Raw genomic sequence first — 16,083 nt, forward strand, 5'->3', positions numbered from 1 at the left:
AGCGCTCGCGCTGATCTCCAGTTGTGCCCAACCTCTCAGGAAGCCCTCCCGCGAGAGCGGGTTCGTCCTTGGGTCGACAGCAGCCGGCCCAAGTAGGCGAGCAGCTGGATCAGCGTTCCATAATGGCGCTTATCGGCCTGTCCCTGCCCTCCTTCAGGTGTGTCGGTTCCATACCTGCGTATTACGCGAAAACCTGCGACGTCCGACAACGCCAGCGAGTGGGTTGAAGCCTTGCGTCACGGCCAGTGCCGATCCGCCCTCCACGCTCATCGGAGCCACCTGTGGCCCAAGGCTGGCTTCCAAACTGCTCACGAGCTGGTGCCATCCGTCGGGCGTGGTCGGAGGCTTATTCCATCCTGCCCGTAGGGGTTGGGCAATCACGGCCTGCAGCTCGGGACTGACAGTGTCCAGCACGGGGAGCGTTTTTGCCGGCTCGTCCCTCGGCGCTATGGTGGTCTGCGCGAAGGCTACGGTGGCGAACGCCAGGGACGGTGAGGTGAACGCACGATGGTTCCCCCCTCTGCTGGCCAATCCCTGGCCGTTTGATCGGAACATCTCATCCGTGGATCAGCCCTGCAGGGCGACCGCTCCACAGCTGGTCCCCTCTCAATCGGAAATCTCATATGCGGAATCTGAAAATCTGCATAGACGAAAACGCAAAAATCTGATTGGCCAAAAATTTGAAAATCCGGCTTTGCACAAAGGCAAACAGTCGCTAATGCGGCTGTTTGGATTTGCGCGTGAGCGCATCGTCATACAGGCGCACAGGCATGATTGTCACGGTGACGAGCTACAAGGGCGGAGTCGGCAAAACGACCACTGCAATCCATCTCGCAACCTACCTTCAGACGCTCGCGCCAACCCTTTTGGTGGATGGGGACGCGATCCGGAGCGCCACGAAATGGAGCCAGCGTGGCGGCGGAAACGGGTTGCCGTTTAAGGTCGTCAGCCACGCTCAGATGGTCAATCACATCCGCAGCTATCAGCACGTCGTCATCGACACGGAGGGCAACCCGACCGACGACGATTTCAAGGATCTCGCCGAGAACTGCGACATGTTGGTGATACCGGCCGTGCCCGAAAGTGTCGCGACGGACGGCCTGACGCACACGCTCGCGAAGCTCCACACCCTGGCCCATACCCGCCACCGCGTGCTGCTGACGATGGTGCCGCCGAAGCCCAGGACCGATGGGCAGCAGCTGCGTGACGCGCTCGTAGCCCAAGGGGTGCCGATGTTCGTCGCCGAGGTGCCGCGCCTAGCGGTGTTCGAGAAAGCCGCAGCTGAAGGCGTTCCTGTTCACGCAGTGAAGGGGGACCGCAACGGCACGCGTGCATGGGAAGCCTACGAGGCGGCCGGCCGGGAGATGGTCGATGGCTAAGGGAGGGAAGTTCGCGGCCCTGGCGCAGTTCCGTCAGGAGCAGCATGTGGACGATGAGGCACTTCCCGCAGCCGACCAGCCCACAGCTCCGGTCGAGGCCCCTCCGGCAGAGGCCGCTATGGTGCAGGCCGAGGCGCCGGAGCCTGCCACGGCTGAGCCTGTCAGCATGGCCGATCCCGTTCCGTTGGCGACCGACGACGAACCTGCGGACGTGCGCCCGCCCGCACGGCAACCTCGTGAGTCGGTCGCCAAGGTTGTTCGCCCACGAGGACGGCCGCCCGGCAAGCGGAGTGATCCCGATTGGAAGCTGTTCTCCCACTTCCTGAAACGGTCGACACAGCGCCAAGCGACCGCGCTCCTGTTCGAGCAGGACGATGGCCGCGACCTGTCTGACGTGCTCCAGAGCTTACTGGAAAAGTGGGTAGCCCGCGAACGTGCAAAAATCTGACATGCCGAAAATCCAAATTTCCGCATAGACGAAAATCTAAATAATGAAATATGTGATCTGAGGGCTGGTGTGCCCTACCCTGCACGTCCCCGATCATGCGTCGGGCCTCGTCTGCGTAGGTGCTCCCGGCCGGAATTGTGATAGTGCGGCGATAGTAGATGCCGCTGTTGTCCAGCTCGGTGTCGCCGGTCCCAGCCGTGATCTCGGTCTCAGGATCATTCCCATCCGCCACGTACCGGGCGCGTGCCATGCGGGCGATGCCGTCCTCGTCGGATATGGTCAGCCTTCCTCATTGCGAGGCGCCGCTTGCGGCTCCGCCGTCGCTGAACCCCTTCACGGCTTGGTCTGCGACGTGACATTCGTGATGAATGAGCCGAGTGTTTTTCTCCGTATAGCCCTCGCTCGCTTTGAAGCGGTCCAGCTCCGAGCCCTTCTGCTCCATCGGCTTGTCACATATCGCGCAACGACCCTCCTGCGCCTTCCACTTCAGCCGCTTGAGCTTCGTGCGGTGCATCGGCGTTCCGCGCTCAAGGTGCATGAGGCGGGTGTAGAGCCGTCGCCGTAGGGCGAAGAGGAGCGCCGCATCGTCGCCGGCCAGGAATTGGAGTGCAGCAACGGTCACGTCCTGCAGCTCGTTCAAGCTGGCGATCTCGGGCGGGGTCAGGCGATGGTTCGGCATGCGCCATCATAGGCGCGGCTTACGATCCCGTGCCAGTTTGACACCGCGACCCCTTCCAGGCTCGATGGGAAGTCGCGCGACTCATGGGCCGTGCGTTCGAAGCGGAGACGGAATGGCCGGATAGGACCGTAGAACGAGAAAGGCGCCACCCCCTGGCAGGGGCAGCGCCTTTGAAATCATCAGAGGGCATTCGCCTCCGCAACAGTGGTGACGCTCTCACAGCTCCCTAAGGGGAGTCAACACGGAAACGCTCGTTTCTGTGGATGGTCTCGCTTTGCCTCCAGGACGGCCCCAGGATGGGGCAGGGACATGTTTGCGGATGACATCAGGCGAGCCCTATCGGGTACGCCACGGGAGCGGCTTGCCGAGTTGGCGGCGGCCGTGTGGAAGGGCTTTGCCTGTGGGGCGGTGTCCGAGGAGGACGCGCAGCGGCTCGCCGAAGAGATCGCGGCACGGAAGATCGTGCCGCCGAAGCCGGCCGAGCCGCGCCGGCGTGTAGGATCGAGGCCGCGGTCTCCAGCCGAGATGGAGCGGCGCCGGCGCTGGACGTCGTCGGGCTGGCTGCCGCCGCAGCTTGCCGCACGCTTCACCATGGCTGAGGCCGCCGTCCTGTCGACGATCGCCGCTGAGGTGGCGCGCCGGGGCCTGTGCCGCCTCACCGTCGGCCACATCGCATCGCTGGCGGGCGTCTCCCGCACGACGGTGCAGAACGCCGTCCGACAGGCCGTGGCGCTCGGCATCCTCACGTCCGAGGAATGGCGGCTCACGGCATGGCGGAGCGCCCCCAACACGGTCCGCATCGTGTCAGCCGAATGGCGCGCTTGGCTGCGGATGCGTGACCGGAAGCGGGCAGGGGCCGACCAGCCGCGGCAGGCAGAGGAGGGAAAGCCCAGCCATGGTCGAACCCAACAACACCACAGCCATCGCCGTGGTTCAGGGCACGCTGGCGGTCCCGTAGAGCGCTATGCGGCTGGTGGTGGGTGGGACGCGACCGATGGTGACGTGCCGACGGCGATGCCCTTCGTGTCTCGACGGCTTGGATATGGGGCCGGACGATGACGGCGCGTACCACCATTGCGGTTCAGCCGACCACGCCGGCGATGGCGGAGGTCGTGGCGGGGATGCCGGTTGCGATAGGGGCAATCGAGCCCGGAGGGGGTGGGTTCAGATCCCCGAGCACCCTTCGGATTACAGATTCTTATCTTCAGGAAGACCTCTCCAAAACCGCACCCTTGAATTTGAATGACGGAATGTGGAGGGCGAAAAACGGTCGAACCGATCGAGAAGGTCGTCCCGCGTCGCCGGGAGCCTCGCTGACAGCATTTTCGCCCCCTTGTGACCCCAGCTCAAGGGCGAGGGTCATTTCTGCGGTCCACGAGGCTCGCGGGCGATGCAGAGATTTGTCCGGCCGTTCTCGATGAGCAAGGATGATCTCCTCGAACCGGCACTATGCTGGGGCACTGTCACCTGTGTCACCGCGACTGGAGCAGAGGGCTGAACGCTGTGCGCCGAGCACCTGTCCGGACGTTACACGACGCGATGGGGCGACCTGCTGGCGGTCTGATGGAGCTATCGCGCCAGGGCGCGGCAAGCTCCCTCTGTCACCCTCGCCACCGGCGTCATCACCGGGGGGCGCCATCCCTGTCGTCACCGGTGATGACCCTGGAGACGACATGGGTGGCGGAACGCGCTGGCTGACCTACGAGGACATGGGCGTGGCTCTCAGCATCACATCCGAGAGCGCGAAGCGGCTCGCCATGCGCCACAGGTGGCCGCGCCGCCCGGGCAATGATGGTCGGGCCCTGGTGGCCGTGCCCGAGGAGCGTCTGGAGGAGGCAGCCCAGGCCGTCGCGAGCGGCAGCACCGATGACGACACCCCTGTCGCCACCGGTGACGTCACCGATGATGGCTGGAGCGACGCCCGTGCCCTGATCGGCTACCTGGAGCGCCGTGTGGAGGAACTGACCGACGATCTCGCCGATACCCGCAACGAGCTGCGGGCGGCCTGCTTCGAGGCCGACACCCTGCGGGCCCAGGCCGGCCGTGCCGACGTACTCGTGGCGCTGGTCGAGGCGGAGCGGAACCGAACCGTCGAGGTCCGGACCGAGATGACGGCCCGCATCGACCTCGGGCGGGCCCTGTTGGAGGGCGTTCAGGCCGAGCGCGACCGATTGCTGGTCGAGGTGAGAGACCGTCGCCAGTCGTGGGTAGGGCGTCTGGTCGGGCAGCTCCGCAGCTAGAGCCGGAAACTTGCCGTCAACCATCCAGCCCCATGGTGCCTCCGTCGGTCGCGAGCCTCTCGCGGTCACGGGCGGGGGAGGTCGCGTCCGTACTGATTTCCCCCAGGCGCCTGCCGAACCGGGATGCTGCCATGCGCGCTTCCGGGTGTCTCCGTCGGCACGGATCCCGCATATGAGTGAGGCGCCTCCGGGCGCATGCCCTTTTGGGCGTTTCCTCCCTAGACTTGGGCCGCTCGCCGCGAGGTGGGCGGCCTCTTTCGTCCGAGGGGGACTTCCCCCGTCATGCTTCCCGGTAGGGCCCCGTGAACAGGTCGCCAAGCGCGCGTCGCGCCAGGTAGGTCAGCCGGCGGCGGCGAAGGTGCTCCGCCTTGTCGTGCAGGATGTGGCAGCGCTGGCACAGCGCCGCGGGGTTTTCAGGCACGTTGTTGAAAGGGTCATGGTCGAGGTGGGCCGTCGCCAGCACCACGCGCGTGGTGCGCCCGGGGGGGGGCCGTGCCGCTCGTGTGGCCAACCCGGGAACCCCGGCGTGATCCTGTCGAGGACGGGCAGAAGACGGAGCCGGATCTTCCGACCGGCACCATCACGCCAAGCCCCTACCTCGTCATCCCACCACCGACCGTCGCCGAGATGGACCACATCGCGCCCGTGCGGCGGGCCGCAGCCCTCGCACCGACCCTTGGCGCGGCGGAAGCGGATCGACGCCGACAGCTCGCGCCAGTCGATCGGGTAGAGCCAGCGGTGATGCCGCCGGATCGGCACCAGGCTCCCCCCTGCGGCGCTGTTCAGCCGCTGCCGGACCTTGGCGATCGTGCCCCTGCTGCAGCCCATCGCTTCCTGGATCTGCAGCCAGGACGAGCCGGCCTGGAGCATGGCGGCGACACCCTCGTTCCGGGCCGTGTTTTCCCGCCGGCCTTTGTAGACGGCCGCCCTCGACGTCCTTGCGAGCGACCGCAGCCAGCACGTCAAGCATCATGGCGTTGACGGCCGCGAACATGCGCCCGGTGAAGTCGTCGGAGGATGCGGCCAGCCCCCAGGACGTCGGCAGGTCGAGGGCTACGATGCGGATCTGCTTGGCCTCGATCTCGGCGCGGAGCTGCCGCCAGTCCGGTTCGGTCAGGCGCTACAGGCGATCGACCTGCTCGGTCAGCAGGACGTCGCCCGGCCAGCAGGCGGAACAGCTCCGGCCGGGCCAGCTTCGCGCCGCTCTCGTTCTCGACGTAGCAGACCGCGATGAGGAACCCCTACCATGTGGTCCACACGAAGCAATGTGAAGCCCCTGACCTGATCGCCGTAGCTGAAGACGAAAAGCCATCGTCGACGGCCCCGAAAGCCTCGACAGGATCGGGAGTGCTGACCCCAAGTCGCCCCGATCCGGACGAAGCGGCCCTGGAATGGACCTTTTTTATCCTCTTTCACCTGGAAATCAGACGTTTGATAAGGAGTGGATGGCAGTCTCCATCCATGATCAGGAGCGACACACGACCGGGGCAAGGTCGAGGGCGAGGGCGCACCGGGTTCATACTCGTCGGCGTGGCCGCCACTGCTCTCTTGGGCAGCCTCGGTGTCGTCGGTTGGGAGATGCGCCAGGATGGTCGCCACGCAGCGCAGAGAGCCGTGCGCGTGGCCGAGTTGCGTGGCACCATCGCCCACCTTGACGGCGAGATGATCATGATGGTCCGTATGGCGGCGTTGTCGGGCGACCGCCGCTGGGCGTCGACTTTCGACGAGGACGCGCCGAAGCTCGACGCGGCGATCGCTGAGGCGAGCGACATCGCCAGCCCCGAGATCCGGCAGGCTTTGGCAGAGACGACCGGCGAGGCGCATCGCGACCTGCTGATGATGGAACGGCGCGCCCTGTCGCTCCTCGGGGACGGCGACCTCGCGGCCGCCCGCATCATGCTCGACACCCCGGAATTCGCCTACCTTCAGGAGGTGTATGCCGACGGCCTCGACGTGTTCGGCCAGGACCTCAGGACGTTCGCTAACGCCCGCGCGGCTCAGCTCGATCTCCGGACCTGGACCGAGATGGGCGGGCTCGCTCTGCTGACCGTCCTGCTCGCCGCGGGAGGGCTCGGATTGCGGGGTCACATGCGGCTGCGCGCCGCCCTGGCGCAAACCACGGCCATCGCCGGCACGGATCTGCTCACCGGCCTGCCCAACCGGCGCCGGTTCTGCGAGGAGCTCGAGGCGGCCCTCGCGGACGGCCGGCAGAGCGGACTCGACCATGCCCTGCTGCTGATCGATCTCGACCGCTTCAAGGCGGTCAACGACGCTCAGGGCCATCCGGCGGGTGACGAACTGCTCCGCCTCGTGGGGGAGCGCCTGCGCGACGTGCTGCGCGACGACCGGCGTGTCGGCCGTCTCGGCGGCGACGAGTTCGCCTTCCTGCTGTGCTGCGACCCCGCCGGCGTCGACCGGCCGCAGGCCGATCCGGCCGTCGTGGCGGGGCGCATCGTCGACGCGCTCGCGAAGCCGTTCATCCTGACGGGAGCCGTCGTGCAGGTCGGTGCCAGCGTCGGCATCGGGCTCACACGCGTCGAGGATCGGGGGATCGGCGACCTCATGCACCGGGCCGACGTCGGCCTGTACCGTGCCAAGGCGGAAGGCCGTGGGTGTTTCCGCTTCTTCGAGCAGGGCACCGACGCGCGCGTGCGGGCCATGGCTCAGCTCGAAAGCGAACTTCGTCAAGCGGTCTCCGATGAAGCCGTCGTGCCGCACTTCCAGCCGCTGATCGATCTCGGCACCGGCCACCTCGTCGGCGTCGAGATGCTGGCACGCTGGCCGCACCCGACCCGGGGCATGGTCTCGCCGGCGGAGTTCATCCCATTGGCCGAGGACGGCGGCCTGATCGGTCCCATGACGGTCAGCCTGCTGCGCCAGGGCTGCCGCGCGGCCGGCAGCTGGCCGGCGCATGTCACGCTGGCCTCCAATCTGTCACCGATGCAGCTACGTGACGCCAACCTGCCCGCCACGATCGCGAACGTGCTGGCGGAGACCGGGTTCCCGGCTGCCCGCCTCGAGCTGGAGGTGACGGAAAGCGCCCTCGTCGGCGACCTCGTCCTAGCGCGTAGGCTGCTTGAGGAGATCAGGGCGCTGGGCGTGAGGCTCGCGCTCGACGACTTCGGCACGGGTTATTCCAGCCTGCGCCACCTGCAGCTGCTCCCTTTCGACAGGCTCAAGATTGACCAGAGCTTCGTCGGCGCCATGGTGGCCGACAAGGAAAGCGCCAAGATCGTGTCGGCCGTGGTGGGCCTCGGGCATAGCCTCGGGCTGTCGACGGTTGCCGAGGGCGTCGAAACCGAGGAGGTGGCGGCGCTGCTGCGCGGGCTCGGCTGCGACGTCGGGCAGGGCTGGCTCTTCGGTCGACCGGTGCCGGCGCACCGCATCGACGCACTTGTGGCCGTGCCGGGAGAAAAAGAGACGAATCGAACGCGGGTCGCCTGACCTCAACCTGCAGCCTTGGATTAATGGCCAGATATTCGCTTTCACCGAAGAATTCGATTCAAAAATTTCATTACACTGACTATGAACATTTTGGCCAGCCCGCGTCGCTTGACGCCCCGAGCACCTGTCATCACCATGAATCGTCAGTTCCTGGTTGTATCCTTCATCATATCAAACAATATGCGGGAGTTGTAGGCGACGACGGACGTCAGCTGCTGATTTGTAATTAACGGAGGCGTTCTCTCACCTTGGGAAAGAGTCGGAGAGCGTTGTCCCTCATGACAGCGTGCAGGTCCTCGGGGGAAAAGCGATAGGACTCGAGGTTCGCTTGCAGCGCGTCGAACCAGTCCGGCTTCATGAACGGGAAGTCGAAGCCCATCATACATCGGCTTGGCTTCGCCATCGCCATCAGCGCGTCGATCTGCTCATGTTCCGTGGTGGCCGTGAGTTCGAAGTAGAACGTGTCGAAGATATCGTTCTTGCCGTCCATCCAGTATTTGACAAGGCGCTGATGGCTGAGGGGCAGGGTCGCACCGCCGTGGGCGACGATGAGGGCAATGTCGGCAAACTTCGCCTTGGACCCGGACGCCACGAGCCTCTCGGCCATGCGCGTGCTGTCGAACGTATATTCGAGGACAGGAGCGGGGATGTCGATCGTGAACGAATCCCAGTGGGGCGGTATGGTCGGATGCACGAAGACCGTGGCCTTGCGGCGATTGAGTTCGGCGAGCACGGGATCGATCCTGTGATCACCAAGATAGAGGCCGCGGTAATTGCTGAGAAGGCCGACGCCGTCCATGCCGAGTTCGTCGAGGGCATATGCGATCTCGGCCAGTGAGGCCTGGACGTCGGGCAGCGGGAGGACGGCCATGGAGCCGAGGCGCGGGGAATGATCGTGCACCAGACCCGCCATGTACTCGTTGAGACGCCGGGCGAGACGCGCCGCGTCTCGCCCGTCGGCGAACGTGACGCCGGGCGAAGAAACCGACAGCACCTGCGCCTCGATCCTATGCTCGTCCATGACCTCGATCATCGCCTCGGGGCTCCACTTGGGATTGGGCCATCCGTCCACGTCATAGACCCCAGCGGCCGCCATCGCCGCCTCGTAGAAATCCGGAAAGACGTGAGCGTGTACGTCGATGTAGAGCCCTCGGCGGTGTTCACCGTGAGCCGGTCCGACCATGGTGCTGGGTTGCGTCGAGGTCATGCTCTTTTCCTCCGTTGCTGAGACGCTCGCGACATCCCGTCCAACGCGGCACCATTCCAAATTTAATCGACCCTCCGGTCCTGTCTTGCGCTTTTCGTGCGCGGCTTGCGCGATATGATCATCGCCATCAATCGATCGCATGCCCTCGACCATCGCGGTCGACAGAACGGAAAACTGCTTGGAACCGACATGGAGGCGCAACGCGCCGGACAAAGGGCGCGAGCAGCGAAGGCCTCCGTACGAATGTGTGACCGGGAAAGCGCTATGGTAATTTCATCGAATGGAACGACCCCGGCGGACTTCGCGCGCGCCCTCGTCCGTCCGCCGGTCCTGTCGAGCGACGACCGCGGCTGGAATCACCTGTTGGTGCACCGCTTCCAGGTGCCGCACTTCGATATCAGGCTCGGCGCCTCCAGTCTCCACAGGGTGACGTTGCACTTGGCCGGACCCGTCCTGATCGAGCGCTCGCGCGAGGGGCGTCGCGACTGCCGATGGTCGCGCGAGGGGCTGTCCAACGTCGTGCCGGCCGGCGTGCCCGTTACCCGCTCGTTCCGCGGGCAAGCGGATTTCCTCGCTATATATCTCGCGTCGGAGGTCGTCACGGAGGTGGCAACCGACGCCCTCGACCTCGACCCGACCCGGGTCGAACTCGTCGAGAGCATGGCCGTGCTCGACGAGACGCTGATGAGGCTTGGCCGCATCCTCATGTCGGAGGCCGAGACCGGCGGCGCGGGCACCCGCCTGTTCACCGACATGCTCGCCCGCACGCTCGCGCTCCACCTGCTCCGCGCCTACTCGACCGGCGCAGCATCGGCCCCCGCCGAGCCCGGGGTCCTGATCGGTTGGCGACTGCGCCGGGCGACCGACTTCATGCACGTCCACATGGCGGAAGATATCCCGCTGGCCCGGCTCGCCGTAGAGGCCGGCCTGAGCCCCTCACATTTCGCGCGGGCATTTCGCGCCGCCACGGGTGAGCCGCCTCATCGTTACCTGACCCAGCTTCGCATCGAGGCAGCAGGCTGCCTCCTCGAGCAGACCCGACTGCCGATCATCGACGTCGGCCTCCGCTGCGGGTTCACACAGGCCAGCCACTTTTCCACCACGTTCCGCAAGGCCACGGGGCTGAGCCCGCGTGCCTACAGGGCCGCGCGATGCACATGAGTGCGACTCGGTCCGATCGACGCCGCTTCCGCATGCGGTACGGCGGTCGGATTGCGTAAGTCCGGTCTGAAAGGCGCAAGACAGGATCTGCCACCGATCCGAATATGTGCAGGCTCGCTGCGATGGTGCTACCGCGGCGGAGGGAGACGATGATGTCCGTAGCCACCCCGCCGAAGGCGACCTTGTCGATCGTCGCAACATTTCCCGAGAAGTTCTTTCTTGAGAATCTCGCCGTGCGCGCCGACAGCTCGCTGCTCGTCTCGGATCTGACCCGCAAGGGGCTCTGGTACGTGCCGCCCATGCGGGATGGAGAAACGGCCGAGCCGAGGCTCCTGACGTCCTTCGAGCAGCCGACGCTCAGCATGGTCGAGGTCGAGCCGGACGTGTTCCTCGTAGCGACTTCCAACCTCTACACAACGCATGAATGCTTCCTGCACAGGCTGGACATGCGCGGCTGGAAGCCCGGCGCGCCTGCGGCGGTGTCCGAAGTCCTCCGCTTTCCCGAGGTCGCGCAGAGCTTGAACGGAGGGTGCCTCATCGCCCCGGGCGTCGTTCTGCTCGCCGACAGCTTCGCAGGCCTGATCTGGCGTGTGGACCTCGGCCCCGACTGGCGCGCCGTCCCGAGCGTTTGGTTGAAGCATTATAGCATGAGCCACGATCCTAACGGAGGGAAGCTGGCGGACCAGCCGGGCATCAACGGCCTGCGCTTTGTTCGGTCCACGAGCCACGTGTACTACACTTCGACGTTCCACAAGCTGTTCATGCGCGTCCGGGTCGACCCCATCACCCGGGCGGCGCTCGGCGAGCCTGAGATGGTGGCGAGCGGCTTCTGGTACGACGACTTCTGCGTCGACGAAGATCGCGGCTTGGCCTACGTGACGACCCACCGCGAGAACACGCTGGAAGCGGTCTGGCTCGAGCCGGGCCGCAACGTTTCGACCGAGCCGGCGCGCGCGGGCGCGACCTCCACGGGGCAGGTCCGCCACGTCGTCGCCGGCGAGCCCTTCGACGACAGGCTGGTTGGGCCGTCGAGCGCGGCCTGGGGGCGCCAAGTCGGCGAGACGGGCCGCGTCGTCTTCCTGACTAGCGACGGCGGCACGAAGGCGCCGCCGCCGGACGGCGTCGTGCGGCCCGCCAAGGTGCTGCGCGTCACCTTCGACGCGAGCTGACCGGCGCGGCCGCGGCCCTGTCTCCCGACGAAAGGCGCACTCGCATGGATCGCAACCCGGACTTCGGCACCTTCGGCCGGTTCGAGGAAACGCCGGTCGACGCGATGCCGGCCGAGATGAGGGACGCCTACGCGTTCACGAAGGAGCTGCGCGGGCTCGTGCCCGGACCGCACAAGATCTGGCTCGCCAACCCAGCGCTGTCCAAGACCATCGTGCCGACGGGCGCCTACTTCCAGGCCCGCTCGACGCTGACCAAGGCCGAGATCGAAATCGTCACCAATCTTGTCAACGCGCGCTGGCACGCTTCCTACGCGAGCTACGAGCACGAGAAGATCGGGGAAGAGCAGGGCCACCTGCCCGCCGACAAGATGGAATGCCTGATCGCCGGCTCGCCGACGGGCTTCGACGACCCCCGCCAGGAGGTGGTCTACCGGCTCGCCTCGTCCCTCGTCGCGCCGCGCATCGTGCCGACGGGCCTCTACAGGCGGGCGAAGGACCTGCTCGGCGACGCCGGGATCGTGGACGTCACGGTGCTGATCGGCTGGTTCACCATGGTGTCGGCGACGCTGAACGCCTTCGACGTGCCGTCCGACGCGACCGGCCTGGATCAGTAGGCCGGCGCCGCGCCGGCCTCGCGCACGGGAGAGTGTCACCCATGACAGAAGGGCTCGGCGGCCACCTCCCGCTCCTCCATCCGGCGGAGATGGACCAAGCGCAGAGGACCCTCTACGACCACATCGCCGCCACGGCGGTGCCCTGGGCCGGGGCCGCGGGCTTCCGCATCGAGACCGCGGAGGGCCGGCTCATCGGCCCCTTCAACGCCGTCCTGTTCAGCCCGGATATCGGGCGTAGCTTCCTCGACCTCCAAAACGAGGAGGGGAAGCGCACCGCCTTGAGCGAGCGCGTCCGGCAGGTGGTGATCCTCACCGTCGGCTCCGTTTGGCAGGCCCCCTACGAGCTCTACGCACATTCGGCCGTCGCGCGCCGGGCCGGACTGTCGAAGGAGGCCGTGCGGGCGCTGGCCGGCGGCGAACCGGCGGACGACCTGAGCCACGAGGAGCGGGTCGCGCAGCGTTTCACGCGGCAGTTGGCGAGCGAGCGTCGCGTCGACGACGAAACGTACCGCGTCGCCGAGAGCGCCTTCGGCCGCAAGGGCCTCGTCGACATGGTGGTGCTGTCGGGCTGCTACCACCTCGTGTGTTCGATGCTGAACGCCTTCGGGATCCCGGCCCCTCCCGACGACGCGCCGCGATAGGAGGACTTGCGAGGGCGGACGCCGTGATGCACCCGCCCCTTGCCGAACCGGTCCAGCTGGGCCATGGACGCCGGCGACGTCCGCATCGCGACGCTCGTCGAGGCGGGCGGACCGGCGCCGGTCGGTGCCGGGACGGCGCTGGAAGCGCCGGCGAAAGGAGCGGGGTTCGGGATGGCGCGTCCGCCCGGACCGGGCGCAGACTCCTACGACATCCAGGACCGAGCTTTCCATGCCAGCACCCTCAATGCCCAGCTCCGTCGCGTCGCTCAGAATCGCTGTCCTCGGCGCCGGCAAGATCGGCAGCGCCCTCGCGTTCCACCTGGTGCGCACCGGCGGGCATGACGTCACCGTCGTGGCGAGGCCGGGTTCTCCCCGTCTGCAGCAAATGGAGCGCGATCGCGTGATCGTCGACGTCAAGGGCGAGCGGGCGGGCGTGCAGGTCGCCAGCCGGCTCGACGAGGCAGTGCCCTACGACCTCGTGATCGTCACGCTGCTGGCCCACCAGGCCGACGCGCTGCTGCCCGCCCTGCGGCGCAGCGCGGCCACTGGCATCCAATTCATGTTCAACACCTTCGATCCCGAGCGGCTGCGCGAGGCGATCGGCGACGAGAGGTGCTCGTTCGGCATGCCGTTCGTGCAGGCGATGCTGACCGCCGACGGCAGGCTCGACGCCAAGGTCGGCACGGGCGGCCAAAGGACCATCATGGACCGGCAGCGCTGGGTCGACCTGTTCAACGCGGCCGGTCTGCCCGCGGCTCTGGAACCCGACATGCCCCTTTGGCTGCGCTGCCACGCCCCGCTGTGCGTGGCCTTCGAGAGCGTGTCGATCGCCGGCGAGCGGCGCGGGAGCGGTGCATCCTGGGGGCAGGCCCTCACGCTGGCGCGCGGCCTGCGTGCGAGCTTCGCGCTGATCCAGGCACTCGGGCACGAAGTCTACCCGAAGACGAAGAGGCGCCTCCAACGCAGCCCGACATGGGCGGTGGCGGCCATGCTCTGGTCCCTATCGCGCGTCCGACCCTTCCGGAGACTGCTGGCGACGGGTGAAGCCGAATGCCGTTCCCTAGTCGACGCCATGGCGGCGGCCGCGTCGCTCGCGACGTCGCCGGTCGACGTCGCGGCTGTTCGGGCCATGGCGCCGAAAGGACGAACGAGGGCGGCGAGCGAGGTCGTTCAGCTCCGATAGGCGACCTGTTTGAACATCTGCGGATCATGTCCCTGAGCGTGGTGTAGGTCCTGGGAGGGTCACCACGGTCACCGGCTTGAGCCGGGACGATCAGCTTGCCATGGTGGGCAGGCTGACGGTGTCATCGTCGGCCGCTCGGGGCGATGCTTTCCAGCGTCATGTAACGTGAGCGCTGGACAGCCCACTCATCGTTCTGCTCGAGCAGGATGGCGCCAACGAGGCGCTTGATGGCGTCCTCATTGGGGAAGAGGCCGACGACGTCGGTCCGGCGCTTGATCTCGCCGTTGACGCGCTCCAACGGAGCGGCGGCGATGCTCGCCAGTCGTTCAGGCCGGCGCATGGACGTCAGTCTCGATGTTGGAGAACGCCGCCAGCGTGGTGCGGAACTCGTTGAAGGCCGGCGTCGCGAAGCCGGGCCTGGACGCGAGATAGGTATCCACGACAGCCAGGGTCCTGACGGTGAACTCTGAGGCGTCCGGCACCAGATCGAGAACGCTGCGTGGCAGGACGGAGAAGCACGACCCTGCCGCCGTGTAGGCGATCATGGCGTGATAGGACTTGATCTCCTGGATGCGCAGTTGCGTGGGCCGGGTGCCGAAGCCCCTCACCCACTCCTCGGCCAACATGCGGTACGTGCAGCCAAGTCCAAAAGCCGCGAGCGACCACGGCTTGATGTCGTCAGCCCGGTGGACATCAGGGTGCCCGGGCGGCAGCACCAGCACCAGCTCCTCTCGGAACACCGGCACCTTGTGGATCTCGTCCGAGGACAGCCACCAGTCGCCCTCGGGCACCGCGATCAGCGCGCAGTCGATCCGACGCGCGAGCAGCGACTCGATGAGCGGGCGGGTCGGTGCTGTCGACAGGTCGATGGTTACCTGCGGCCATGTCTCGTTGAATCGAGCCAGGGGGACGGGCAGCCGCGTCGCGATCGTCGCCTCCATGGACCCGACCCGCAGGACGCCTGCGGGGCCGGACGGACTGACGACCTGCTGAGCCTCTTCGGCGAGGTTCAGGATGCGGTCGGCGTAATCCAGGTAGGCCGTCCCCTCAGCCGTGAGCGCCATGCGCTTCTTGTATCGTTGGAAGAGCGGGACCCCGATCTCGGCCTCAAGTTGCTGGATCCGGGTCGTGACGTTGGACGGCACGCGCCCGAGCATTTCGGCGGCGCGCGTCACGCTCTGTTGCTGAGCGACGGTGCGGAAAACCGCGAGCGAAGCGAGGTCCATGGCGTTCTCCGACACGAAAGTTTCTTGCCGTATTATTCTACATATAAGAATAATTTTTAATTCCTGTTCGCGAATGGAGAATGACGATGACCAGATTCGATCCCGCCCGTCTGTTCGGCCTGCCCATGCCGATCGTCCAGGCGCCCATGGCGGGCGTGTCGACGCCAGCGTTGGCAGCAGCCATGTCGAACGCTGGCGGTCTCGGTTCCCTCGGCATTGGAGCCAGCACTGCCGACCAGGCCCGGGCGATGATCCAGGAGACGCGAGCCCTGACCGATCGACCGTTCAACGTGAACGTCTTCTGTCATGCGTCCGCACCGCGGGATGTTGCGCGCGAGGCGGCTTGGCTTGCGCATTTCGCGCCGCTGTTCGCCGAGTTCGGTGCGGAAGCACCGACGACGTTGCAGGAGATCTACAAGAGCTTCCTCCACGATGAGGAGGCGCATCAGGTGCTGCTCGAAGAGTGTCCAGCGATCGTCAGCTTCCATTTCGGCCTACCGACGCCCGCTCACCTGGACGCCTTCCGGCAGGCCGGCATGACGACCATGGCGACCGCGACGAACCTCGCCGAAGCGGCGGCGATCGAAGCCGCCGAGATCGACGTCGTTGTGGCTCAGTGTCCGTCCGATAAGGGCACGAGAGGTTGAGTGGCCTGGGCTGAGATGATTCCAGGAGGGTGCTGAAACCTGATC

The 16,083-nt window shown here is 66.4% G+C and carries 15 protein-coding genes and 2 pseudogenes; 12 read left to right on the plus strand and 5 right to left on the minus strand.

The genetic code is table 11. The features are described 5' to 3' along the window. Window positions 1-770: 770 nt before the first annotated feature. Window positions 771-1,379 (plus strand): ParA family protein, encoded by a 609-nt coding sequence (locus tag D3272_RS26315; protein WP_129222204.1) that lies wholly within the window; start codon window positions 771-773, stop codon window positions 1,377-1,379. After that, on the plus strand, window positions 1,372-1,827 hold the full coding sequence (locus tag D3272_RS27775; RefSeq protein WP_207210323.1) for a hypothetical protein: 456 nt from the start codon (window positions 1,372-1,374) through the stop codon (window positions 1,825-1,827). The genes D3272_RS26315 and D3272_RS27775 overlap by 8 nt, the downstream gene beginning before the upstream one ends. Window positions 1,828-2,116: 289 nt before the next feature. Here D3272_RS27775 and D3272_RS26325 read toward each other — a convergent pair whose 3' ends face one another. Continuing rightward, on the minus strand, window positions 2,117-2,506 hold the full coding sequence (locus D3272_RS26325) for a hypothetical protein (protein ID WP_129222205.1): 390 nt from the start codon (window positions 2,504-2,506) through the stop codon (window positions 2,117-2,119). A 309-nt stretch (window positions 2,507-2,815) separates the two neighbouring features. On the opposite strand from D3272_RS26325, the gene D3272_RS26330 reads away from it, so the two are divergent. From D3272_RS26330 to D3272_RS26340, 3 genes are all read left to right on the plus strand, one after another. After that, on the plus strand, window positions 2,816-3,565 hold the full coding sequence (locus tag D3272_RS26330) for a helix-turn-helix domain-containing protein (protein ID WP_129222206.1): 750 nt from the start codon (window positions 2,816-2,818) through the stop codon (window positions 3,563-3,565). Window positions 3,566-4,007: 442 nt separating this feature from the next. Next, window positions 4,008-4,070 carry a DUF4113 domain-containing protein gene (locus D3272_RS28500; protein WP_129222215.1) on the plus strand — a complete coding sequence of 21 codons (63 nt, stop codon included), beginning with the start codon at window positions 4,008-4,010 and terminating at the stop codon, window positions 4,068-4,070. Between the two features lie 109 nt (window positions 4,071-4,179). Next, window positions 4,180-4,746, plus strand: a complete 567-nt coding sequence (locus D3272_RS26340) for a hypothetical protein (RefSeq protein WP_129222207.1) — start codon at window positions 4,180-4,182, stop codon at window positions 4,744-4,746. 280 nt (window positions 4,747-5,026) lie between these two features. Here the strand turns inward: D3272_RS26340 and D3272_RS26345 are convergent. Beyond that, window positions 5,027-5,505: pseudogene (locus tag D3272_RS26345) on the minus strand (hypothetical protein). 471 nt (window positions 5,506-5,976) lie between these two features. Between D3272_RS26345 and D3272_RS28350 the strand changes: the two are divergent. Beyond that, window positions 5,977-8,190: a putative bifunctional diguanylate cyclase/phosphodiesterase gene (locus tag D3272_RS28350; RefSeq protein ID WP_129222208.1), complete on the plus strand. Its 2,214-nt coding sequence runs from the start codon at window positions 5,977-5,979 to the stop codon at window positions 8,188-8,190. Between the two features lie 226 nt (window positions 8,191-8,416). On the opposite strand, the gene D3272_RS26360 is transcribed toward D3272_RS28350, so the two are convergent. Continuing rightward, window positions 8,417-9,397 (minus strand): amidohydrolase family protein, encoded by a 981-nt coding sequence (locus D3272_RS26360; protein WP_165361549.1) that lies wholly within the window; start codon window positions 9,395-9,397, stop codon window positions 8,417-8,419. Between the two features lie 114 nt (window positions 9,398-9,511). On the opposite strand from D3272_RS26360, the gene D3272_RS26365 reads away from it, so the two are divergent. The 5 genes from D3272_RS26365 (at window position 9,512) to D3272_RS26385 (ending at window position 14,165) form a co-directional block, all read left to right on the plus strand. Further along, on the plus strand, window positions 9,512-10,558 hold the full coding sequence (locus D3272_RS26365; protein ID WP_129222210.1) for a helix-turn-helix domain-containing protein: 1,047 nt from the start codon (window positions 9,512-9,514) through the stop codon (window positions 10,556-10,558). A 149-nt stretch (window positions 10,559-10,707) separates the two neighbouring features. Beyond that, a complete protein-coding gene (locus D3272_RS26370) occupies window positions 10,708-11,727 on the plus strand; it encodes a hypothetical protein (protein WP_207210324.1) in 1,020 nt (339 codons plus the stop codon). A gap of 44 nt (window positions 11,728-11,771) precedes the next feature. Beyond that, a complete protein-coding gene (locus D3272_RS26375) occupies window positions 11,772-12,341 on the plus strand; it encodes a carboxymuconolactone decarboxylase family protein (RefSeq protein ID WP_129222211.1) in 570 nt (189 codons plus the stop codon). A gap of 41 nt (window positions 12,342-12,382) precedes the next feature. Continuing rightward, on the plus strand, window positions 12,383-12,982 hold the full coding sequence (locus D3272_RS26380; RefSeq protein WP_207210325.1) for a carboxymuconolactone decarboxylase family protein: 600 nt from the start codon (window positions 12,383-12,385) through the stop codon (window positions 12,980-12,982). Between the two features lie 124 nt (window positions 12,983-13,106). Next, complete coding sequence (locus D3272_RS26385) at window positions 13,107-14,165, plus strand: ketopantoate reductase family protein (protein WP_129222212.1); 1,059 nt, start codon at window positions 13,107-13,109, stop codon at window positions 14,163-14,165. Window positions 14,166-14,255: 90 nt separating this feature from the next. On the opposite strand, the pseudogene D3272_RS26390 reads toward D3272_RS26385, so the two are convergent. Both D3272_RS26390 and D3272_RS26395 read right to left on the minus strand, forming a co-directional pair. Beyond that, a pseudogene (locus D3272_RS26390) lies at window positions 14,256-14,466 on the minus strand (transposase); the annotation flags it as partial. A 25-nt stretch (window positions 14,467-14,491) separates the two neighbouring features. After that, window positions 14,492-15,391: a LysR substrate-binding domain-containing protein gene (locus D3272_RS26395; RefSeq protein ID WP_129222213.1), complete on the minus strand. Its 900-nt coding sequence runs from the start codon at window positions 15,389-15,391 to the stop codon at window positions 14,492-14,494. Between the two features lie 86 nt (window positions 15,392-15,477). Here D3272_RS26395 and D3272_RS26400 point away from each other — a divergent pair, with 86 nt between their 5' ends. Continuing rightward, the gene (locus D3272_RS26400) at window positions 15,478-16,038 is read left to right on the plus strand and encodes an NAD(P)H-dependent flavin oxidoreductase (protein WP_207210326.1); all 561 of its coding nucleotides are present in this window, start codon (window positions 15,478-15,480) and stop codon (window positions 16,036-16,038) included. Window positions 16,039-16,083 lie beyond the last annotated feature (45 nt).

Source organism: Lichenibacterium ramalinae, from assembly GCF_004137085.1.
Lineage (GTDB): Bacteria > Pseudomonadota > Alphaproteobacteria > Rhizobiales > Beijerinckiaceae > Lichenihabitans > Lichenihabitans ramalinae.